The organism is Xenorhabdus innexi, assembly GCF_002632485.1.
In the GTDB taxonomy this organism is placed as follows: Bacteria; Pseudomonadota; Gammaproteobacteria; order Enterobacterales; family Enterobacteriaceae; genus Xenorhabdus; species Xenorhabdus innexi.
The window spans coordinates 1-21,806 of record NZ_NIBU01000019.1; the positions used below are offsets into that span (position 1 = coordinate 1).

19 protein-coding genes and 1 pseudogene are annotated in these 21,806 nt (G+C 42.7%); 10 read left to right on the plus strand and 10 right to left on the minus strand.

Going from position 1 to position 21,806, the window contains the following annotated elements:
* The 7 genes from Xinn_RS09680 to Xinn_RS09710 form a co-directional block, all read left to right on the plus strand.
* A partial coding sequence (locus Xinn_RS09680) for a hypothetical protein (RefSeq protein ID WP_211286009.1) occupies positions 1–356 on the plus strand: 356 nt, incomplete at its 5' end.
* An 8-nt stretch (positions 357–364) separates the two neighbouring features.
* Positions 365–3,316 (plus strand): DUF927 domain-containing protein, encoded by a 2,952-nt coding sequence (locus tag Xinn_RS09685; protein WP_086956654.1) that lies wholly within the window; start codon positions 365–367, stop codon positions 3,314–3,316.
* Positions 3,309–3,857 carry a hypothetical protein gene (locus Xinn_RS09690; protein WP_086956656.1) on the plus strand — a complete coding sequence of 183 codons (549 nt, stop codon included), beginning with the start codon at positions 3,309–3,311 and terminating at the stop codon, positions 3,855–3,857. The genes Xinn_RS09685 and Xinn_RS09690 overlap by 8 nt, the downstream gene beginning before the upstream one ends.
* 69 nt (positions 3,858–3,926) lie before the next feature.
* Positions 3,927–4,490 (plus strand): hypothetical protein, encoded by a 564-nt coding sequence (locus tag Xinn_RS09695; RefSeq protein ID WP_086956657.1) that lies wholly within the window; start codon positions 3,927–3,929, stop codon positions 4,488–4,490.
* 152 nt (positions 4,491–4,642) lie between these two features.
* Positions 4,643–5,077 carry a hypothetical protein gene (locus Xinn_RS09700; protein WP_086956659.1) on the plus strand — a complete coding sequence of 145 codons (435 nt, stop codon included), beginning with the start codon at positions 4,643–4,645 and terminating at the stop codon, positions 5,075–5,077.
* Between the two features lie 32 nt (positions 5,078–5,109).
* Entirely contained in the window at positions 5,110–5,289 is a 180-nt protein-coding gene (locus tag Xinn_RS09705; protein WP_086956661.1) for a hypothetical protein, read from the plus strand.
* 332 nt (positions 5,290–5,621) lie between these two features.
* Positions 5,622–6,101 (plus strand): Hcp family type VI secretion system effector, encoded by a 480-nt coding sequence (locus Xinn_RS09710; RefSeq protein ID WP_086956664.1) that lies wholly within the window; start codon positions 5,622–5,624, stop codon positions 6,099–6,101.
* A 27-nt stretch (positions 6,102–6,128) separates the two neighbouring features.
* Here the strand turns inward: Xinn_RS09710 and Xinn_RS09715 are convergent, their stop codons facing one another.
* The gene (locus Xinn_RS09715; RefSeq protein WP_244590179.1) at positions 6,129–6,563 is read right to left on the minus strand and encodes a DUF1240 domain-containing protein; all 435 of its coding nucleotides are present in this window, start codon (positions 6,561–6,563) and stop codon (positions 6,129–6,131) included.
* The gene (locus Xinn_RS09720) at positions 6,556–7,449 is read right to left on the minus strand and encodes a hypothetical protein (RefSeq protein ID WP_086956665.1); all 894 of its coding nucleotides are present in this window, start codon (positions 7,447–7,449) and stop codon (positions 6,556–6,558) included. The genes Xinn_RS09715 and Xinn_RS09720 overlap by 8 nt, the downstream gene beginning before the upstream one ends.
* Before the next feature lie 123 nt (positions 7,450–7,572).
* Here Xinn_RS09720 and Xinn_RS22690 point away from each other — a divergent pair.
* Positions 7,573–7,757 (plus strand): annotated as a pseudogene (locus tag Xinn_RS22690) (type VI secretion system tube protein Hcp); the annotation flags it as partial.
* A gap of 30 nt (positions 7,758–7,787) precedes the next feature.
* On the opposite strand, the gene Xinn_RS22695 reads toward Xinn_RS22690, so the two are convergent.
* Positions 7,788–8,216, minus strand: a complete 429-nt coding sequence (locus Xinn_RS22695; RefSeq protein ID WP_339373500.1) for a DUF1240 domain-containing protein — start codon at positions 8,214–8,216, stop codon at positions 7,788–7,790.
* A 328-nt stretch (positions 8,217–8,544) separates the two neighbouring features.
* Between Xinn_RS22695 and Xinn_RS09735 the strand changes: the two genes are divergently transcribed.
* Both Xinn_RS09735 and Xinn_RS09740 read left to right on the plus strand, forming a co-directional pair.
* Complete coding sequence (locus Xinn_RS09735) at positions 8,545–8,790, plus strand: type II toxin-antitoxin system Phd/YefM family antitoxin (protein WP_086956667.1); 246 nt, start codon at positions 8,545–8,547, stop codon at positions 8,788–8,790.
* Positions 8,790–9,191: a type II toxin-antitoxin system VapC family toxin gene (locus Xinn_RS09740; RefSeq protein ID WP_086956669.1), complete on the plus strand. Its 402-nt coding sequence runs from the start codon at positions 8,790–8,792 to the stop codon at positions 9,189–9,191. The genes Xinn_RS09735 and Xinn_RS09740 overlap by 1 nt, the downstream gene beginning before the upstream one ends.
* Positions 9,192–9,307: 116 nt before the next feature.
* On the opposite strand, the gene Xinn_RS09745 is transcribed toward Xinn_RS09740, so the two are convergent.
* The 7 genes from Xinn_RS09745 to Xinn_RS09775 all read right to left on the minus strand — a co-directional run bounded on the left by Xinn_RS09745 (position 9,308) and on the right by Xinn_RS09775 (position 21,798).
* Positions 9,308–9,613 carry a hypothetical protein gene (locus Xinn_RS09745; protein WP_086956670.1) on the minus strand — a complete coding sequence of 102 codons (306 nt, stop codon included), beginning with the start codon at positions 9,611–9,613 and terminating at the stop codon, positions 9,308–9,310.
* Positions 9,614–10,312: 699 nt separating this feature from the next.
* Positions 10,313–11,398 carry a hypothetical protein gene (locus tag Xinn_RS09755; RefSeq protein WP_086956674.1) on the minus strand — a complete coding sequence of 362 codons (1,086 nt, stop codon included), beginning with the start codon at positions 11,396–11,398 and terminating at the stop codon, positions 10,313–10,315.
* A 308-nt stretch (positions 11,399–11,706) separates the two neighbouring features.
* Positions 11,707–12,294 carry a recombinase family protein gene (locus Xinn_RS09760; RefSeq protein ID WP_086956676.1) on the minus strand — a complete coding sequence of 196 codons (588 nt, stop codon included), beginning with the start codon at positions 12,292–12,294 and terminating at the stop codon, positions 11,707–11,709.
* Positions 12,295–12,977: 683 nt separating this feature from the next.
* On the minus strand, positions 12,978–13,661 hold the full coding sequence (locus tag Xinn_RS09765; protein WP_086956678.1) for a helix-turn-helix transcriptional regulator: 684 nt from the start codon (positions 13,659–13,661) through the stop codon (positions 12,978–12,980).
* A 244-nt stretch (positions 13,662–13,905) separates the two neighbouring features.
* On the minus strand, positions 13,906–14,079 hold the full coding sequence (locus tag Xinn_RS21990) for a hypothetical protein (RefSeq protein ID WP_169923562.1): 174 nt from the start codon (positions 14,077–14,079) through the stop codon (positions 13,906–13,908).
* Entirely contained in the window at positions 14,069–20,983 is a 6,915-nt protein-coding gene (locus Xinn_RS09770; RefSeq protein ID WP_086956680.1) for an LPD38 domain-containing protein, read from the minus strand. Before Xinn_RS09770 ends, Xinn_RS21990 begins: the two co-directional genes overlap by 11 nt.
* Positions 20,983–21,798 carry a lytic transglycosylase domain-containing protein gene (locus Xinn_RS09775; protein WP_086956682.1) on the minus strand — a complete coding sequence of 272 codons (816 nt, stop codon included), beginning with the start codon at positions 21,796–21,798 and terminating at the stop codon, positions 20,983–20,985. Before Xinn_RS09775 ends, Xinn_RS09770 begins: the two co-directional genes overlap by 1 nt.
* Positions 21,799–21,806: the final 8 nt, after the last annotated feature.

The window sequence follows — 21,806 nt, forward strand, 5'->3', positions numbered from 1 at the left end:
TGAAAGACTTCTCGACTGATATCACTGGCATAAACTTTTCTCATTCCAGTAGGTTACATGAAAAACTGTTCAGGGTGAAAAAGATTCTGAATAGCCTCTTAAAGGAAATCGATGCCATTGGCGCATTACCGTGCAGCCCTAAAACGGTTTATCCCCATATTCTTTTGGCGTTTGCGGAAAAAGTACAGACCGCATTGAAATACCAGTACACGTTAGAAGAACTGAAAAATGACAGCGCCTGGGTTCATGATCTCAGTGACGACGGGGAGCTTCCTTTCAATGATTCAAAACGGGACTGGGATATTATCGGGTTAAAAAATATTCAATCATCGATTAAAAATAGTATCAACCTATAAGGCACCGTATGGACTTCTTAACGTCGGTTGTGCCTCCGGAGGGTGAAACAGTTCTTGTCACCATTAAAAAAAACCCCCGGACAGCGACAGGTAAAGAAGTTCGTAACTACTGGGTCAATATCCGAAATGGTAATGCTGCCCGATTTATTCAGCAGCATGAGTCAGGAGAGACGGACTTATACTTTGCCATGTCTTCCTTTAACACAAAAGGGACGGAATATGCTGGGCGTCGGGATGATCAGGTACAGGACGTTAAATCCCTATGGCTCGATATTGATGCTGGGAAAGAAAAGTTTGAGAAACACCCAAAGTGGGCCTATCCCAGCTTTGAAATGGCCCATACAGCATTTTCCCAATGGCTGGTTGACGCAGATATGTGGCAACCGAACTACGTTATTGCCAGTGGTGAAGGATTACATATCTATTGGGTGTTGGATAAACCCGTATCACCGGAACAATGGCGGGTGCTTCATGGGGGTTTAGGACAGCTCGTCCGTACCCACGGTTTAAAAATGGATGCGGGGGCCAGTATGCGGATCAGCGGTATTTTACGCGTTCCGGGCACCCTGCATACCAAAAGTGGGAATACTGTTCGTATTATCGCCTCAGAGCCACAACCGTATTCGCTTGCCGAAATGCAGGAAGTTTTGCCCTATGTTCCTCTGCAATCGGGTGAGTTGGGCGCAGTTCCCGATTTTCTTCAAGATGAGATAGGTTTTCAGGAGGCTATTTGGGGCGTCCAAAAAAAGTCATTTTCGTTTGCTCAGATTATGGCTCGCTGTGATATCGGCAGTGAAAAACCGAAACCGGGCGGCTGTGACCAGCTCGCCTTGTGTTATGAACAACAAAGTACCACCGACGAACCAACATGGCGCGGGGCGTTATCTATTGCGGTAAATTGTTTTGATGGGGAAGAATGGATACATAAAATTTCCGACCAATATCCGACTTACTCCTTCACCGAGACGGAATTTAAAGCACAATCCGTGATAGATAAACCTTACACCTGTGACATGTTCAGCCGTCTTAATCCCGATGTGTGCGGTGGTTGTCCTCACTGGGGTAAAATTCGTTCCCCCATTGTATTGGGTAAGATAGTCGAAGAAGCCTCCGAAGAAGAATTAAAGGCCATTATTAACCATATCCCACAAGCACGCCCGGTCACGATACACGAAGGGCAACTTCCCTCAATTACTTTACTGAGCAGACAAGTCGCGGAGATAACCGAGCAACCGTTACCCTTTCATCGTGATTATAAAATTGCGTCAAGCGAGATGGGATCGGGGATCTGGAAACGGGCAAAAGGCACAGAGGAAAAAGAAACATTAATCTATAAATACCCGCTTTTGTTTCTTAACCGGGTCTATTCACCACAAAACGGCGAGTCATTTGTGATGCAGGTTTCCATGCCACACGATCCGGCACGGGTCTTTGAATTACCCGTATCAGAATTACCCAAAGACTATAGTTTACAGGGCTTATTAAGTAAACATGGGGTCACCGTCACTTCAAAAGGACAGTGGGAAAATCTTATGACCTTTTTACGTCGAACCGCAGAGCAGGCAGCCGATATCCGCGCGGCGGATAAGCAGCACCAACATTATGGCTGGACAGACGATATGTCTGCGTTTTTGTTGGGCAATACCGAGTTTCGTGGGGATGGTTCGGTACGCCCAATGATACTGGCGAATAATGGGGGCAGTATGGATAAAGCCTTTCGCATGAGTGAGGATGCGTCAGTCGCCGGTTTTCGTAAAGCGATGGATTTAATTAATGTGCCGGATATGGAGCTGACACAATTTTTAATGGGTGTCAGTTTTGCCGCTCCCTTATTTAAACTCATGGGCGTTCAGGGATGCCTTGTCCATAGTTATGCAACGCGATCTGGTGTCGGAAAAACAACGTCCGCACGTCTGGCGATATCGATTTGGGGTCGTCCCCAAGTCGATGGCGGCAGTGGCATTGAAGGTCTGACACGTGATACCGCAGTTGCCCTGTATCGACGACTCGGCGAATTAAACGCCATCGCCATGTGCATTGACGAAATCACGGAACGTAAGGGCAAAGAACTCACGGATTTTGTCTATTCCATCACACAAGGACGCGACAAGGACAGAGGGTTACCGAATACGAATCGTTTGCAGGAGAATAATGGTTCCTGGACAATGGCGGTTTTATCAACAGGAAACTTATCACTGACACAACAACTGGTAAACATGAACGCACTGTCTGAGGCGCTTAACGCGCGTGTCATTGAACTGGACATGAGCAATCTACCAAGCCTGTGGGGACGCAACAACGAGAACAAAGAATTCGTTGAACAAACGTTTATGTTAGCCCGTACCCTTCATGCAGGGGCCGCAGGGCGATTCTGGTTACGAAACCTCATGCGGAATATGGATTTGGTGAAAAAACTCTGTGAGGACGTAAGTCGGGAATGTCAGGAGTTCTTTGATTTTACACAAAAAGAACGTTACTGGACATGGACAGTCTCACTGGGGATCGCCGGATTAATTATCGGTAAAGAGCTGGGTATATGGGATTTTGATGTAGGGCGGGTGATGACCGCAGTCAAAGCCCAGTTAGAGCGGATACGAGTCAACGTCGAGCAAGATAAAATTACACCGGCAAGTATCTTTGAGCACTTTATTTCGGCCACCTTTGAGAACCGGCTGGAAATCCGGGCAGCAAACACCCCGATCCTGTCGAACCAGCTCCCCTCGAAAGAACTCGGTTTACGTCAGGAAAATTACAGCCATAAATTATTTATTAATAAAGGTTTCGCACGGCGTTGGTGTGAAAGTAATAACTATCCTTTTGACCTGTTTAAAGAGCACATGAAGATACTGCGTGCACGTGATACCCGTAAACACATGCTGGAAGGCGTTACCAGTATTCCGTCAAAATCAAAAAGGCCCAATGTTTGGGAACTTGATCTGAGAGGAGAAACCCATGACTAAACCCTCGACACGAAAAAAATCGGTGATCCCGTCTGCCGATACCTTGCAGGAGATCCCCATTGAGCCGAAACAAAGCAAAGCGCCCCGGAATAAACAACCGTATGTTTCACCGGATACGTTGCAGAAGTCCGCACAATTAGAAACACAGGCAGCTCTCTTACGTTCTGCCACGGAAGACGTTGCGGTTGCGGTAAACCATCCGGCACCACCCGTACCAGAAGCATTGATAAAACCGTCGGTGACAGCGGCACCCATCGTTCAATCTGAACCCGCGTTTGATACCCAGCTTATGTCACAACTCGTGGCGGCGTTAGCGCAACAGCAGCCATTAAAGACACCGCGTCTTGTGACCTCTGGCGTCGTGAACTATATGCACGTACTGAAAGATATTGATGCAGTTGAGTTTGATCAAAAACTGGATGATCTCCATGCCATGTTACAGGCTCGTGCGAGTGCCCGGAGTGAAAATGCCAAACGCCTGCAAAATATGACACTGGCTATGCATATTTATCAGGAATTTACGGAACTCTGGCCCCGTTAGTACGGATACCTTCATGCCACTTCTGACCACCAATGCTGAGGAGTGGCCCATTAAAAAGGAAAAATCACGATGAGTGTTGTGCTCTACGATGCCCAAGAAAATTGTTTGTATGCGGATTCCATTTGTGTCGATAACTATCATCGCATGACGGTTCAAAAAGTGTTTACTTACCACCTGGATCGTACAAATGATGATGAACGCGGATTAGCGGGTTTTGTTGGTGACCCCTCAATAGGTTATGCGCTTATTCATGCCTATCGGTGCGGCGGGATGAATTTCTGCGAACAAACCCGCACAGAATTGCTGACGCATTTCCGAGATTCTGAGGAAGGGGATACCGGAAATATATTGATTATCCCTGAAAAACAGCCGTATATGTGGGTAACGTCGGGACTTTCTGCCCCCTTTTTCCCCGTACCAAAACAACGGATAGTGATTGGTGATCCACAAATAACCTCACGGGTATACAGCAATCTTGATCATGGTATGTTGCCAAAAGAGGCCATAGAAGATGCCTGTTGTGTCAGTAAAAAATTTGATGCGGTGCATTTGGTTTCAGAGCCGGTTATCCATATTTCGATCTCATCACCGAATACAGAAATGCTTATCAATTTAAATGATGTTGTTAGATAAATATGCTTTTTATATAAATAAAACAGCGTTAAAAACAATTGATTTCACTAAACAAAAGATAAATATTCTGAATCATTTCCTTTCTAATCCTCTGAACACACTATAGTTAGCATAGACACCTTACTTGTTGCCAGATAAAAAAGGATAATATTTTGAAATATAAAATTATTATGACTCGTTCTCTTAGTACACTTGTTCTTATTTTTGTCAGTATGGCAACTTATGTGAGCGTATCCTATGCAGAAACATTCAATAAGGCACAAACAATTCAGAAAGCATTGAAAGAAACGCAAGAGAAAGTTATGGAACTCAATACGAATCTACCAAAAAGGATTAATGAATATGTGATACTGGAAAAAGTGGAAGCAGATAATATAGGACTGGTTTATATCTTAACAGTATTAATGCCTATCACGAAAGAAATAAAAAATGAAATTAATGCCGCTATGCTTAGTACGATTAAGTCCTCCTGGTGCAAAGAAAGCTGGTTTAATAATTCGCTTTATTCACCAATGATTTCTTTTTTTTACAAGGGGTCTGGGAACACACAAGCCATCGTTATGGTGAACAAATATGATTGTAAATAAGCTATTCCGTTCCTAAACTGAAGGTAGAGTACATGAACGACGAATTTTTCGAATTATTAGGTTTTTTGGTTATGGGACTGGCTTTATTGGGGTGGCTAACCTCGATAATATCAGATGCTTATCATAAACTAATTTGGTGGGTTATCGTTGATATTACTACGTTTCCTTTGGGGGTACTGAGAGGGTTCGGAGTGTGGTTTGGTTTTATTTGAGTAAAAGTCTTCTGATAGGATGATCCCCCCTCCCTGCTAAGCCATGAGCGAAGCGAACCTTCTGCACGGAACGCGTTCGTACTCGACAGCATAATGTCTTTGATGAGATTTAGTCGCGTTGGTTTTAAAATTGATGCGTTGTACACTCAACAATATGAAATATATTATTTATTTTAACGTTATGGAACTTTTGGATGCATCGGGCGAAATACCCCTTAATCAAAATTTTCAAAATAAAAAATAATACACTGGCAAGTCTATTTCAATTTTGACTTATATGTTAAGTTAACCACCTCTTATTAAATCATTAAAATAACTAGGATGGTGATTTTATGTCATATATGATTTATCTATCGTTAAACGGTAAAAAACAAGGTCTGATATCTTCTGGATGCTCAACTCTCGATTCCATCGGAAATCGATATCAAAAAGGACATGAGGATCAAATACAGGTACTTAGCCTAAATCATACTATTACACGAGAACAAAATGTCAGCCATCAACCTATACAGTTTATTAAACCCGTAGATAAGTCATCACCACTATTGGCAATGGCTATAGACTCCAACGAATCGCTAGACGGTAAATTTATTTTTTACAGAACTTCTCAGTCTGGGCAATTAGAGTTGTTTTATGAGATTAAAATAACTGACGCTACTATCACTGATGTTTCTTGTGTATACCCTCACTCTATCAATAACTTCGATGCCATCCCACATGAAAGGGTTTTCCTAAATTACAAATCCATCGCATGGAATCATATAACCGCTGGTACATCAGCATATAGCATATGGGAAGATAGAAATTATTAATAGAGTAAGCATAGCATTTTGCTATGCTTATTTACATAACGATATGTTTTTCACATACTTATTAGTTTCCATCCATGATGTTTTATCACATAAGAAATAATTTTCACTTTTCAATTTAAATTCAACATAAAAAGAAAAAACCAAAGTAAAAACAAAACCAATTACAACCATAAAGGTAAATAATCCGCCCAATTTATTACTCGAATTAACCTTTTTTTTATTAATTAACGCTATATTTTTTTTACTTAAAATAGACTTAAAAAGAAGTAAAGATATATACATACATAGTGGACTAAACCAAATAAACCAAGCGCTTCTTATTGAGAATGTAATAATATCACTTCCAGTTAAAAGACCTACATAATCAATTATAGAGGCTAAAGCCCCCAATATAGATGCACCCATAAATATGAGTGCCGAAACAGAAATCTTCACTTTCGAAGGAGAATTTATATTATCCACGTAGAGATCTCCCCCACATATTGAAAAATTGATCGGGATGATAAGGTGTAGGAGGCTTCGCTGTTCTTTTTTCTTTCAATTTTTTAATTATAGATTCACTGATTTTTAATTCATTATCTAACTCCATTAATCCCCAAACGACAATAGCTCCAACTACAAAAACACCAAACGCTATAGCAGTAGCACTCAAAGCTGTGGTAATAACGAGCGAAGTTGCTCCTGTAATTGCCAACCTAGCTATTGTGGTTCCTATAATCAACTTTGCCATATCCATTGATAAATTAACAAAAAAATCTGTTAATTCATATTCATCCTTAAGTAATAGTTCTACTGCTCTATATGCAGCGGAGAATACAATACAAAATTTAACACCTGAAACAAGACTACTTTCCATAGCGACAGAACCTACACCAACCTCCATTATTTTTTTATTTTTTATAAGATATCTTGTTGAATTTAAATATTTTCTTACCCCAGGAGTGTCTGTTAATTTTATATACCTCACTCCATTTTTTCCTAAATATTCTATAGCCTTTACGCCTTTACCTTTTAATTCATTTACTATATGAGTCATTATACCAATATCTATAGGTTTAAAATTTGATGCTACTTTTAAAACTCCTGGAATATCTCTAATGTTCCCTGCAAAATTTGAAAGGACATCAGTGGTTGGATAAACATTATCCCGAATAGATTTCATATTACCTTCTAACTCTTTCAAAAAAAGTATAGCTTCATCTTGATCTAATATAGCGTGGTAATCTATGTTTTCATTTAATTGTTTTTTTAGGTCTTTATAATTAATGTGATCCATTTGCTTTTTAAAATTCGCTTCATAGTTGAAATCATCTTCAACCCATGTTCTTAATCTTGGATCATATTTCATTTTATAACTCCTTTTTATTATTTATATCATTTTAATTACATTTATATTTTATCGGATTCAGATATTTTTTCTTTAGTTTTTCTGCATTATTGAGAACTTTATCCATTTTACTTTCCAGTGCCTTTAGAGTTATTTTATGAAGTTAAAATAACCGATGATACTATCACTGATGTTTCTTATGTATATCCTCACTCTATCAATAACTTCGATGCCATCCCACATGAAAGGTAAATTACAAAGCCATCGCATGGAATCATATAACAGCAGGCACATCAGCCTATAGCATATGGGAAGATAGAGTATTGTAAAAATATAAACTAAGCATATATTACATATGCTTAGTTACATTCATCCATATTCTTGACATATTTATTAGGTGCAATTAAAGATGTTCTGCTACATTTAACGTATCCAGATTTCTTTAATTTATGATCAACATATATAGATACAGGAAAACTAGATACAAAAGATAAAGCAAAAATAAGTATGCAAAAATTCAAAAACAAACCACTAAAAGGAGATGGTTTATTAACTAATAGATTTTTTATTGCTGATATAAACATATAATAGACTATTGGTAGCCCGAAACATGCAAAAAAAACCCTCCAAGAAAAATATATTTTACTATTCATTTTAATTAATGATAAAAAATCAACCCAAGAAAAATATAAATATAGTGTTGTGATAAACAAGAAAAAAACTGACATCACAATACAGAAAATTCTATTAAATATACTTATGTGGATTTTTTTATCTTTATTATTCATATCTTACCTTTAATTCCTTTTTATTATTTTAATTACATTTATATTTTATCGGATTTAGCTATTTTTTCTTTAGTTTTTCTGCATTATTGAGAACTTTATCCATTATACTTTCTAGTGCCTTTAAACAAATTCCACGATAAACAGTGTATAGCGCGGGAGTACACTCTATAGCTATAGCAAGTCCTGTTCAAAAAACAGGCTTAATGTACAATAATTTTCGATATCCAAACTGACCTTATAGTCAATATCAATAGTTAGTCTAACCAAATTGACCAGACCAATGAAAGTAGTATACTTAAAAGTGTGAATTCATAAGAGAGGTCATTCTATGGAAAAGATTAATATATATGATGCGAAAACTAACTTGTCCAGAATTGTTCAGGAAGTCGCTCGCACGGGTGAACCCGTGATGATTGCCAAGAATGGTCATACCCTGGTTAAAATCATTGCATACAGAGAAGATAAACCGAAGCGTAAACTGGGATTCCTCAAAGGTAAAGGTATCATTCCCGCCAATTTTGACGATATGAATGCCCCCGAACTTGTTGATATGTTTGAAGGAAAAGACTCTTAATGGATTTGCTGTTAGATACCAATATTTTGCTGTTTATGGTATATGAACCGGAAAAATTGCAAAGCGATATTGTTGATATTCTTGAAGATACAGACAAAACGCTTTGCTTTAGTGCGGCGTCTATATGGGAAGTCGTCATTAAAAGCAATCTGAACAAAGCTGATTTTTCCGTCGATCCCGAACAGTTCCGGGACGGACTGTTTGAGGCTGGTTTGATTGAAATTCCTATAAAAAGCGCGCATGTGCTTGTTGTGAACGATTTACCTGAAAAACTACATAAAGACCCGTTTGATCGGTTAATTGTCGCCCAGGCTAAGTATATCAAAATTCCACTGATCACAAGTGATAGAAAGCTGATAGATCTTGTTAGTGATTACATAACCGTGATCCCTAACAAATAGTCAAAATGGGGTTCGCTTGGAAAACGGAAAATATCCCACGCTAAATGATTTAATTCTGCACAGTGAACTTTCCGAGGGAAAGGGCGAAAATCCCCTTTATAGAAGTAATAAATAGCTTAAAAAAAATAGATGCCTGAATATATTGCACACATACTCCCAATCATTGAGAATGGTTGAATCCGTATGACTCCAGTAAGGAAAATCCCAACGCTACCAACCAACACCGCTGAGCTTTTTCTATCAAAATGTCCAAAATGTCCAAAATGTCCAAAATGTCCAAAATGTCCAAAATGTCCAAAATGTCCAAAGTGGCCAATCGCTAATCCAATTAAAAAGTAAGGTAAGTATCCGGAAATAAAAAATAACACGGCAGAAATTAATCCAAATTTGAAATCATCCATTAAATTATTACTCTTTGACATTATTTATCTACCTCCAGTGATCACTATGATGACATCGCGTTGAGAAAATCTTTCTATTATAAAATAGCGTATAAATTTAAACGAAAAATAAATTATTTAACAATAAGTTATGAAATATCATTGGGCGCAATATCCAGCCCCCTCCCTGCTAAGCCGTGAGCGGAGCGAACTTTTCTGCACGGAACATGCTTGTACTCGATAGCATAGTGTCTTTGATGAGATCTGACCGCGCGGGTTTTGAGATTGAAGTGCTGTAAGGTTTTATTGTCTTCTGATTTTTTCTGAGCGGCGCGGCGTTAGCCGCTGCAAGCGAAGTCCTTTCTTTTTTATTGATGTTTTCCTGAATTTCTATTGTCACTGTTTTTCCTTTGAACAAAGTGAAAAGGACTAGCATATAGCGTTGGGGCCTTTCTTAGAGGCCCAACGCAATGCCATCCCTTTTTTTAAAAGGCTTTTTGTTCAGAAATAAGTTTCGAAATTAACTGTATTTACGGATAACTATTCGAAATTAAATGGTGCTTTATTATCCAATCCGCACGTTTTAAGGCAGGAACTCCTTTTTTAGCAGAAAAAATGACATAACCAATGGGAACGCGCCTATGTAAAACGAACAAAAAATGCGCTAATTCCAGGGTGAGAGCAACAGGAAAACCGCGCATGGGCACGGTTTCATTTGATAAAGCGATGACGCCAATCAGGTTACGTGACTACGACCCCTTCCTGCTCCAGCAAGAGTCGGTAAAACTGTTCTGAGTTTTCCGTGATATGGGGGTGCTGGGCTTTTACTTTAGTCCGAGCAAGGTAACTCGCCACGGTTGTTGTTGTGCGTTCCCACTGGACAAATAAGTCCCAGTAAGGCCGCGTGGATTTCTTTTTCCCGCGCAGGCGTGATACAGCCTGCTGCGTCTTCTCCAGTTCCGCTTCCAGATTTTCTGCACCCTGCTTATCCAGCACGTCAATCTGGTCTTTGATATCGTTAATCGCTTTCTCTTTTTGTTCCTGTAAATCAGGTGCGACAACGGAACGTTTGATATTCTTCAACAGTTTACGCAGGCCATGTTTATTCTGGATATCAATGCCCATCCTTTCCATGCGTAACAAATGGCGCTGATATTTCTTATCCAGATTTTCTAACTGACCACTCTTAATCGCCCAATTTTGAAAGTCGATCAGGCTTTGCCGGATTTCCTGATGCGGAATCCCTTTGGAGATAAAAAAGTCCGGTGTCAGCCAAATACGTACCGGTTTATTCTGCCCCGTGTCACTGTCTTTATCTCTGTGCACCACCAGATGTTTCATTTGCTCAAAGACGGATAAGGCATGTAACGCCGTATCATAGGCTTTACGCCCATTCTCGTATTGATGCAGCACCCCCATTGCTTTCGCAATAAATTCAAAAGGCACCATCACTTCAAACAGATAATCATGGCTGGGGAAAAAATCCGCATGAGCCACCAATGCCAGCGCGAGTGATGTCATGGCCTCACGGCTTTCAGACCGGGCACGCACACGCATTGGCTTGCGCGTAAAATGGGTATTATTACGCTCTGAATAGGGAACATAGCCCTGTTGACGCAGGGCAATTAAATCCCTGTCGAGCCACCAGTTGTGAACTTTCAGGGTACGCGAAAGACGCGCAGGCGTCCCTCTCGGAACCGGAATATCCTGATTCGGTGTATTGCGCCGATGGATTTTAGACTGCCCTTTTCGCAGGGCATTGGACTCGCCACGCCGGGTACGAACAAGGTTATCAGAAGCTGATGGGGTGTGTTGAACTTTATACACAACCCCTGCACTTATGGCGGGGATCAAAAAGTTGCAATAGAAGTCTCATCGTTCTATACTCCTAAGCAGAAACCAAATGATTTCTGCTCCATGATACCCCGTAACTCTGAAACCGTCCGCCAAGATAAGTCCAGATTATGGGGTTTCTGCTTTTTATCAGTCAGATAATTTCACACACTACTGACTGGGTTTAGTCACCTTTCGGCGTGACTGACCAGAAATTTTGATTCAAAACCATACATTAACTGCCATTAACTTTAGCACTCTAACGCATAAGGATCAATTTATCCTCATCAGGCGTGCCCATTTTATACACTTTGTGACTGCTCTGCGCCATCACGGGTTTTAAACTCTCTCAGTACCCGATAGATAGTAGCAACCCCGAAGTCAAATTCCTTTGCGATTTCACTGATTGTCGCTCCAGCCTGACGGCGTGCATAAATGTCGTTTCGTATAGTATCATTTAATTTTGCGGGACGCCCAAATTTAACCCCGTTTTCTTGCGCTTTGGCTATCCCTTCAGCCTGACGTTCGCTGCGTAAATCATTTTCGAATTCGGCAATAGACGCTAACATATTGAACATCAAACGCCCTGTCGAAGTTCGGGTATCAATATTCTGATCCAGCACAACGAGATTAATATCTTCTTGTTGAAAGCGAGTAGCAATTTGTGACAGGTGCGTCACAGAACGGGCGAGACGGTCTAGTTTAGTCACAATCAACGTATCCCCCTCACGTAAATAATTCATACATGCGTGGAACTGTGGACGCTGTGCGGTACGACCACTACGTTTCTCCTGATAAATTCGTTTGCAGTCAGCCTGCCTTAATTTATCAAGTTGTATATCTAAACTTTGACCTGTTGAACTGACTCGTGCATACCCGATCTTTGCCATAATTAATCATCGCTCTAAAGACATTTGATTACTTATGATAGTCTTTTTGCGACCATACTTCACGGGATATTAAAAGTATTTGGTACTTTTTAATAGATTGTTGAACATCAAATAATACATTAAAAACCCGTACCTTCATCACAGTGGATTAAGGAAAACCACAGAAACAGCGTGTGTTACAGCGGATAAAAAACGTGGAGTACCGTTGATTATCTCCGGAATTTTAATTTACGATTTTCCCTGGTTAAGAAAAATCTTAATATTTGAAAACAAACGAGACAATATTATGATAGCCACAGGAATATCTTTTCCCGTATATGCATTAATGTTAAGTATTATTATTCTGACTAACAGAGTAGAAACTACTCTTAATAAAAATAAAGATATACAATTGTGATAAAGTTATTATTTTTTATACGTCCTATGTTCTTAAAAGATTATATTGTTTAAACGTATTGTGATGAAAATTTACGCTAATCAATACAGAGAAGAAAATTGAAGGCAATAACCACTATCGCGGAAAAGAGGCGCATATAACACTTTATAGTTAAATAAAAATTTGGACAGGTGAAATATTAGATAATAAAGTTCACGATGCCCAAAAAAGTTATTTAATCAGAAAAATATTTTTTATATTAAAAAAATACAGCACATCAATTTGTATTTGCATTTATGTCTATCTTTCAAACAGTGTAAGACACTGATCCTTTGAAAAAACTTTCGGGAATATAGTTAGCTATGTTATTTTCATAACAATATTCAACTAAATCTCGCTTACGTTTACCACCTATTTTTTGATAGATATGTTGGAGATTATTCTCAACGGTTCGTTGAGATAAAAATAAGCGTTCAGCAATCTCCTTAGTTAAAAACCCTTGCAGAATATAAAACACGATTTCCCATTCTCTTTTACTGAAAAAGTCAGATGGTTGCGTAAACACTAACGATGTTGGCACATTGATTTTGGTTAGTCTTTCGAGTGTTATTGTATCTACTGGTCTTCCATGAAAGATGGTGCCGTGACATACCCCGTTTTCATCGAGTATGGGGTACTTATCACAATACCACGGTTGAAGATAAGTCATTTTTTGAAAAGGATGTATTTCAATTGAAGTTACCCTATCTAATATTGCTTCAACCCTCCTGTCCTGTCTTTGGAATTCTTCCTGAAAATTTGCTGTACATGATGGAATTTCACCATCAAAACGCCCTTCTATATTATACCCTTTAGGTAGGCAAAGCATCTCATTATGTTTTTCATTGGCATAGATAAATCGTGAATTGTTATCTTTTGCTCCCCACGGATCATTACTGTTTTCCCAAAACCTAATTAACGGCTTAATTAAATCTTCTACTGACCTATTCATATTTTACCTTTTGAATGTTTTCTTGATTAAAAATTCATTCTTATGCTGATAATTTAAATGAGAAACAATATTAGCCCTATTTGTATTTCTACATTATCAGATTAAAAGTTTAATTGAAAACCTTCAATACTAAAATAAATAATTGGCAAAGGATTCCTTATGTGATTTTTTAATCTGAACAGGGTGCTATTTTTGATAGATCACTATTCGATTATACGATTAAGGAAAAAAAATATAATGAATGTCAATTAAGGGCATAATGAAGACTGCCAATAATCATCGCGCCCCACAAGATGCCTCGCCAAAAGGCACAACACGGACAGGTATAGGCAGAACCGACAAAGAACGAATAGACATATCCGAGCGGGGAATACCATCCACATAGAATACGTTTCAGTAAAGGGATTTTAGTGTTCATTAACAATGTCCTGTAATTGAATCAGCGCATTACCATAAATAAGACTGCTCTGGTCGTAATACTGACGCATCAGTTCCTGATAATGGGCAATTGCTACTTCATCGCCGTCATAAAAGGCTTTGTCCAATGCCCCATTAAGTTGTGATAGTGTCATTCCCTCAATGTGTAGATTACGCATGGCCTTTGCCCGTTGGTTTTCAATCTTAGCAACCGGATCGTTTTTCATCAGCACATTATACGAGCCATCATCACTCAGATTATTAAGACGGCCAGATGCACTAGCCTGAGTAATAAGTTCGCGGTATTTTTGTGTGACCGCATAGTCATTCGTTTTGTAGCGATAGGCACTCGTCGCTGTTTGCAGAATGGCATTATCGCCCCAACCAACGGGTTTAAGGGGTGGCGTCGTGGTATTGCGTACCATGTTATAAACGCCACTGAATAACGAGGAGAGCAACGCATCCGTTCTGGCCGGGGAAATATCAACCATGCCATTCGATTTTTCATAGAAGAAACGCGTCATATCTTTAAGGAACTCTGGCGTTGTCGTCTTACCCCGTTCTACGTTCGCCGGATTGGTGATTTGTTTGCCCGCCCAGTCTACGGGATATTTATTATCCACTTCTTGCCCGAACTCGTTCGTTCCCATGCCTATCGTGATCAACGGCTGTGCTGCGGTGGGTATCATCATACGCGTGACAGTGTAACTGTCCATATCACCGGCAGGTTGAACGGGCATAAAGGTTTCCGCTGCTGAACGGATGATCGAGCCGGTGGCTTCTCCCATGTCTATTTTGCCATGACCCAGCAAGATGAGGTTTTGCATCGCAATCATAAAGGGACGCACTTCATAGGGCATTTCTCCGCAGACATCACCGAAACAAATCGATTTCTTGCGCGATGGACTACGGGCAAATTTTGACCCTCCATCCGTATCTTCATCATCAGGATCATCCAGCGCCGACTGTGTGGCCGCCGCCGCCAGAATGCTCAGTCCCATCAGTCCGAAACGGCCCGCTTGTGTGGACATGATACTGGCGACTAAGGGCAACGATTGCATTCCCGCATTCCAGAAAGCAAAAAATGCCGGTAAGACTTTACCTGAACCGTGTCGGGTAAAGTTACCCGCCAGCTCACGTGAACCTTTGGCCGCTTGTGTAATCAAGCCCTGATTATTTGCCGCCCACGCATCCAGCTCTTTTTGTGTCATATTCCGAAGGTCACGGCCTGACCTGTCTTCTAAGAAATTCAAAAAAGCGGAATAACGGAAAACTTCATCACTGGCATGAACCGCACGAACAAAACGGTGATGCATATTTAAGGCGGCACTGCCTAATCCCTTCATACCTTGTTGTTGGATAATATCGATGGGGCCAGTCGCTGTTCCCGCATTTAAACGCCGACTGACTGCATCCAAACCATAATACGCCCCCGCATTATTTCCCCCTCCTGCCTTTGCAAAGAGTTTTCGCATCGGGTTATCCGTTTTCATGGATGCCTGATCCCGTACAATTTCCGGTAGCAGACGCACAACATCGACAAGTGATCGCGTGGCAAGCCTGAAATGGTCATTGGCGGACATATTCCGGTCAAATGCCCCGGAGAAATTCAGTAAGGTTAGAACCGTGTTCCAGACCGGCACTTTTAATAAAAACGACGGACTGTAGGTGGTCATATTGGAGGCCATATAACCTGTCGTGGTACGCAGCATGGTCAGTAAAGGCATCATTTCGGGTTTCTGGATAGCCCGCAGCAAGTCTTTGCCAAAGCGTGTTTGGGTATCGACGACAATTTTGGCTTTCTTGTCACCTAAAAATACCCACACGCCATTTTTATCATTCCATTTCTGGTTTGCCACTGCAATCACATTGCCTGCATCATCCCGCTCCAGCTTGTGTGTTTCCAGTTTAAACAGATCAGCCATCCCGATACTGTTCACCATTTCGTAGAGTGCCCGCAACGCATTATTACGGGCAACGTTGGCATAACGGGTTTGCATTTGATACAGCATATTCGCCACCGGATCGGCGGCTTTGGTATAACGCCCCTGAAAGGTTTTATGGATTGACGGGCGCTTTTCTCCGGTAGATAACAGGGGAACGTAATGATAAGCCTGTTTCATGCGGTAATAACTTTCCGTAGAAATTAAGCCGGATTTACGTTCCTCATCCAATAACATCTGATTGATATCCCGCATGGGTTTAAGGATAGATTCGATTTGGGCTTGTTTCTCTTCCGGCACTGTAGACAAAAATTCATAAGCACCCTCAAGTCCTGAGTGCACTTTTCCTTTATTGTCTGTCCAGTGAAATGCCGTGGGGTTTTCATGAATGCGGGTTGGCACCCCCATTAAGACCATTTCCTTTTTTATCTGATCCATTTCGATGGCCCGTTGCGCATAAGCATAATCATGGAAAACGTTATACGGAATACCAATCGCGTGCAAGCCATCAATGATACCTTGTTCAACCCGATTCAAGTCCGCGCCCGGACGGCCCGTCACGGCACGCGCACCCGCCATTCCTTCCGTCAGTTTTTCATACAAATTAAGCGGCTTTCCATCGGTTCCCCGATAACCGAGTCGGTCAGCAATGCGGTCTATGGCTTTCGCCGGACTGAACACATCCACGTTGGTTGCCCAAAAATAACTCCACAGACTGGATAACCGGGTAGTGACTTCTTTGGCAACTGCCTGGGCCACTGCATTGCGTTTGCCGATAGAATCCAGCACCTTATTGTTCATATCAACAAATGCCTGACCATAAAGATCCGCCTGACGAATTTCACCCACAAGTGGCGCAGTTGGATTTTCACTGACATCCCCCACACGGGCACCATAATTATCTGCTGCCCATTCTGATGCTTCGTTCGCCGTATCAACGATATGTTCATGAAACGGCATATCTTCACCATCAATCGTGACCTTATAGCGGCCACTGGGTAACATATCGATACGTCCTATGGTTTGCCAGTCACCTGAATTTTCGAGCGGTATTCGCAAAATCCCGGAGTGAAAATTCTTACTGCTTGCAATACCGAAATTCTTAAATTCGCCGGTAAGTTGCCCTGATACCGGCATAATATCCGCCCCCACAATCAAACGAGTGAGGCCAATAATATCGGACAAGTTATCGAATTCTTTGGGTTTGAGGTTCAAGAAACGGCGCACGGCATCAACCAATGAACCAAACGCTCTGCGAAATTTCGGCATCGCGTGGGTAGCCAGTGGGTTAGTGCGCAAATAAGCCTGTAGTTGCGGGTTGGAAAAGGCTTCGGAAATAAATTCATCAATGGATCGCTGTGCATATTGCAAGCCATCGGGTAAATTCCGTTTCTTCGCAAACTCACTGTACATCATGATGAGATTCGAACGCGCTTTCGCTTGATCCGCACTGAGTTCGAGTAAGCGCGTTTCATCATTTAAGACCTGATAAAGTGCATGGTGAGTGGCCTCGTGAACCAGATAATAAGGTTGGTCTGCAACCTGATCCCGAATATAGATGGTGGCATTAACAGGATCGTAAGTGGCATTCACTTCCGCATTACGGACAACGATAGGTTCTGCCGTCAGCTCAATATTAACCGGATACGTTTTGCGTGCGGCTTTCAGCATGTTAATTAATTGCTGGACAATCGGACTGGTATGTCCGTCGATTTTAACCGCTTCCAGTGCGCCGAGAATATCGCCCATTTTCAGTCGAGTCAGCATGTCAATATTCGGCTGACTTAAGTATGACCCGACTTTAATCTCCCCCGCTGGTAACGATCTCCCCAATGCTTCGGCTTTGAGTACCTTTTCAGCAAGCCGCATTCCGGCCCGATAGGCTTTCGGGTGCACCGTTTCATAAGCTGCCAAAATATCATTGAGTATTGCCCGGTTGCGATACAGTATTCCTGACGTCATACCCTCGGCTTTTGCCTTTCGTTCGGCCAACAGAGCTACCATACCGGTAGCATCATTCACACTCGGCAACGCCAGTCGTGTATCACGGTCATTGACCAATGCCCCCACATTTAACGGATCACGTGCATTCGGTTCCTTACGCAAGGTTTCTGCAAAGAGCTGTGCGCGTTGGGATAAAGCGGTAGTCGCGGTATGCGTTGCATCAGAACGCGTCTGTGCGATTAAGGGATTTTGCCTGCGTTCCTGACGCATGAGATTATTGGCAGCGGCGGTTGATTGCTCGTCGGCGAGACTACGCAGGGTTTTCCGCTTGCGTTGATTTAGCTGTCTTTTCTCTGTCTGCGCAAGGCTTTCATCCGTATTAATAAATGCGTCTTCTTCACGTTGCAGACGTCCTTCTGTTCGTCGCAGATGATTGAAACTGTGACTTTCACGTGGCCCTAAATTTTCCGGCACGCGCATCGCGTCCAGATGGGCCAATACTTCATCTTGCCTGTCCCGTAAACTCCGTTCCTCCTGTAACTGCGCAGCACGTGCTGTCCGACTGGCTTCCTTCAAACGTTGTTCATAGGCGGGTAAAAAACGCGCCAACTCCAACGAGGGACTTTTTTTCTCCCCTGTCGCTTTCTCATAGGCTTGTGCCAGATATTCATTGGCGTTTGTCCGCAACTGGGTGACCCGTTTTTGTGCTTTGATGGTATTGACGGTTTCAGGCATTACGGCAATCTGCTGGTCAATGGCATCCGCAAGAAGAGTCTGCTCTGCTGCCAGACGAGCCAGTTTATCACTGTCTGCTTTTGCCAGTTCCGAGGCCGTTACTTTTTGCCGTGCGATAGTCGCCAGTTCAATATCACGAAGCACGTTGTCTTGTATCTGTGCCTGTTCCTGACGTAAATGATCAGCCAGTCCCAGTGCGGGATCATCCACAGGCATCACCGCAAGCATTTTCTGTAATGCCGTATTGGCTGCAATGCGTTCAGTACGAATTTGCGCTAATTTATCATCCCATTCTTTGATGCGTTCCACGTCCTGCTCAGTACGTAAGCGCTCCAATAACGCTTCTTCCGACGCGCGTTTAATGCGGTCTGTCTGCTCTAAGTGATACAGGGTATTCGCCCGTTCTTCGGGAGTACGGTTCTTTAGCCAGTCAATAAAGCTGCCATCATATTCTGCCCTGGTTAGTGGTGTCGTCCGCTGTCCTTTATCTTCCAATAACAAGGGAGGCGGCATTAACTCCGTCGTGGACGCCGTTTCATTTTGACGCTTGTACAATGGATCATTATCGACAGCAAAAATTTTATGATAGCGTTCCAGATAGGCGGGGTGCATATCCAATGGCTTATTGCCGAATTCTTTCTGCAGGATGACTGCATCATCATCGGCAGTCGGCCCATACTGTTCTCTCTCCGCAATCGGATTGTTGTCTATCAAGTGACGATAGCGTTCTTCCAGGCTCGCGCGTTCCGTGGCCTGCTGTTCTTTCTTCACTTTACGAAACAGACGTGCACCGGTGGCATCCATTGCCGCAAGACGGGCCTGTAGATTCTCTTCCAGCGAGGCATTCAATGCCCGTTCCTGCTGTGCAATCTCTTTTCTTCCCGCTTCATCGGCTAACGGCCACGCTTCGGCCAGTTGGGTTTTCGATTCGGTCGCATTATTAAAGACTGTATCATCCCGTGCGATACGAGCCAGATTTGCATTTTGTTCACGGGCATGGAGTGCACCGGGAATCCCCCCCGTAAAAGGTGCATAGACCCCCGCAGAGGCCATTGCCTGGGTGACTTTTCCCCAGTCCACCCGATTGGCATCAAACTGTCCGTTTTTATCGAACCCCATTGTGAGCGCAGCATCTAAACCTGACGACGGCATATTACTGGCTGCATCAACCGCTGCTGATCCAAAATAGGATTTTAAGATGCCTTTCGCCCCGTTGAGATCGGCAGCTTTCCCAAATCGTAAGAGTAAATTTTCCGGGTTAATACCGTAGGTATAACCAAACTTGGATAACGCGGCATCCACCAAACCTTTGCCAAAGACGGCGGCACGTTGTTCCCCGGAGAGTTTATAATCGCTCTTCTCCCCCGTATTTTGTGCGGTATGGCCTGTACCTAAAGAAGCATCTGCTGCCACCTGTGAACGTAACAGCGTTTTGGCACGCTGCTTTGCCGTCTGTTCAATAACTTCCTTTCCTAACAGTTTCGCGCCGCCTTTGGCACCGGCTCGTAATAGAAAACCACCGCCTAATGAGGGTAGAACCAGAATAGCTGCATCTTCCACCAATCCCGTCGGATTGCTTGCCATATGGGCTACCGCTTCCGCGTAACGACTTTGTTCAAGCAGTTCATCACGTCGTTTCACATAATTTCGGCGTGAGGGCGTTTCCGTCTTTTCACGCGTCTCTTTGTCAAACTCATGCACACTTTTCGCTATCTGTGATGATGTGGTTGACGGCACAAGGACGTTTAATAATCCCGCACCGGCATCGACTGTTCCCGTAATCGCCTGTGCCGCCGTGGAACCTATCCCCTGCCAGAACCCTGATGGTAGTTCGCTGTTTTTGATCTTATCGTTACTAACGGTAAAAAGTGCCCCGTTAATTCTACTGGCCGGTTGCGCGAGCTGTGCTTCGGTAAATTTTCCAGGGAAACGTTCATTCACGTCCTTATAAAGACTGTTTAACATTTCACGTTGTGTTTCCTGAGATTTATCACCAAAGTTTTTTGCCCGTAAGTAGCCGGTCACATTAACGAAGTTATCTGTCGGAAAAAGGTTCGGATCGTTCGCATAATTCGGCTTTGGCACAGAACTCTTCGGCGTGTTGCCGAGACCCTCTTTTTGCGCCAGAAGTGTCGCTATCAGCGCATTATTTTCTTCACTCAACTGTCGCGCCAATGGATTGGTTATTGTTTGCGGCGACGGCGTTGCCAGAACATTTCGCTTGATAAGGCCAATATCCCCACTGTCATTGACTAAAGGCACTTTTAATGGATTTATTGCCATCACGTTACCCCTTGTAATAAGCGATCAATATCTGCTGCTGTCGCGGGACGCGTACCAAAAAGTCCCGCTAAGGGCACCGGTGGTTGTCCATTATCATAGTCAGAATGGTTAACATTCGGTACAGCCGGTGTCATACCCTTTGGGTTCCCGTCGGACAGCATAAATGGCGATGTGTCTTTGGGTAATTCATACCCGACACCGAGCATTTTTGACATATCGCCCAAACCAGAAAGCTCTAAATCTAACCCGCTTTGCGCGGTCGTCGGTTGGGCCGTTGATAAACCATACTGTTGCAATGTTCGCGTGATCGCCGGGGAATAGTTCGCCAGCCCCAAATTCGGGTTTGTTGGCATTCCCATAAACTGCCGAACTCTTGCCACATAATTTCGCGTGATTTGGGGCAGACTGGCAAATGAGCGTTGACCACTCATCAATTGTCTGAGACGCCCATCCCCGGCATTGTAACCCACCGGGATTAAGTCCCACGGGACTCCACGACGACGTGCATCCTGTATGTACGCCGCTATCCCATTAATCGATTGTTGCGCATCGAGGGGATCTTGAACGTGATATTCTTGACGGTAGGCGGGCGTCAGTTGTGCAATGCCCAGCTCTCCGGCGGCGCCCGGCGTGTTTAACCCCTTCGCTAATCCCCACTTCGACTCAACGCCCAACATACTCTGAATTAAATTTTTAGCATCACCTTCGGGTTCCAGACCATACTGCTGTACCGCCTGTTTAACATAAGGTGCATAATGTTCCATACGTGAAACGTATTGTGGATTGTCTTTCCAGTACCCGTCTGTAAACGCCATCGCTGTCC

What these genes read in the sequence shown, in the direction of transcription:
- Xinn_RS09720 (WP_086956665.1), bottom strand. Translation starts at nt 7,449, where the DNA reads ATGAAATATGATCCAAGATTAAGAACATGGGTTGAAGATGATTTCAAC.
- Xinn_RS09745 (WP_086956670.1), bottom strand. Translation starts at nt 9,613, where the DNA reads ATGTCAAAGAGTAATAATTTAATGGATGATTTCAAATTTGGATTAATT.
- Xinn_RS09735 (WP_086956667.1), top strand. Translation starts at nt 8,545, where the DNA reads ATGGAAAAGATTAATATATATGATGCGAAAACTAACTTGTCCAGAATT.
- Xinn_RS09705 (WP_086956661.1), top strand. Translation starts at nt 5,110, where the DNA reads ATGAACGACGAATTTTTCGAATTATTAGGTTTTTTGGTTATGGGACTG.
- Xinn_RS09695 (WP_086956657.1), top strand. Translation starts at nt 3,927, where the DNA reads ATGAGTGTTGTGCTCTACGATGCCCAAGAAAATTGTTTGTATGCGGAT.
- Xinn_RS09765 (WP_086956678.1), bottom strand. Translation starts at nt 13,661, where the DNA reads ATGAATAGGTCAGTAGAAGATTTAATTAAGCCGTTAATTAGGTTTTGG.
- Xinn_RS09685 (WP_086956654.1), top strand. Translation starts at nt 365, where the DNA reads ATGGACTTCTTAACGTCGGTTGTGCCTCCGGAGGGTGAAACAGTTCTT.
- Xinn_RS09770 (WP_086956680.1), bottom strand. Translation starts at nt 20,983, where the DNA reads ATGGCAATAAATCCATTAAAAGTGCCTTTAGTCAATGACAGTGGGGAT.
- Xinn_RS22695 (WP_339373500.1), bottom strand. Translation starts at nt 8,216, where the DNA reads ATGAATAATAAAGATAAAAAAATCCACATAAGTATATTTAATAGAATT.
- Xinn_RS09760 (WP_086956676.1), bottom strand. Translation starts at nt 12,294, where the DNA reads ATGGCAAAGATCGGGTATGCACGAGTCAGTTCAACAGGTCAAAGTTTA.
- Xinn_RS09710 (WP_086956664.1), top strand. Translation starts at nt 5,622, where the DNA reads ATGTCATATATGATTTATCTATCGTTAAACGGTAAAAAACAAGGTCTG.
- Xinn_RS09690 (WP_086956656.1), top strand. Translation starts at nt 3,309, where the DNA reads ATGACTAAACCCTCGACACGAAAAAAATCGGTGATCCCGTCTGCCGAT.
- Xinn_RS09740 (WP_086956669.1), top strand. Translation starts at nt 8,790, where the DNA reads ATGGATTTGCTGTTAGATACCAATATTTTGCTGTTTATGGTATATGAA.
- Xinn_RS21990 (WP_169923562.1), bottom strand. Translation starts at nt 14,079, where the DNA reads ATGAACACTAAAATCCCTTTACTGAAACGTATTCTATGTGGATGGTAT.
- Xinn_RS09775 (WP_086956682.1), bottom strand. Translation starts at nt 21,798, where the DNA reads ATGGCGTTTACAGACGGGTACTGGAAAGACAATCCACAATACGTTTCA.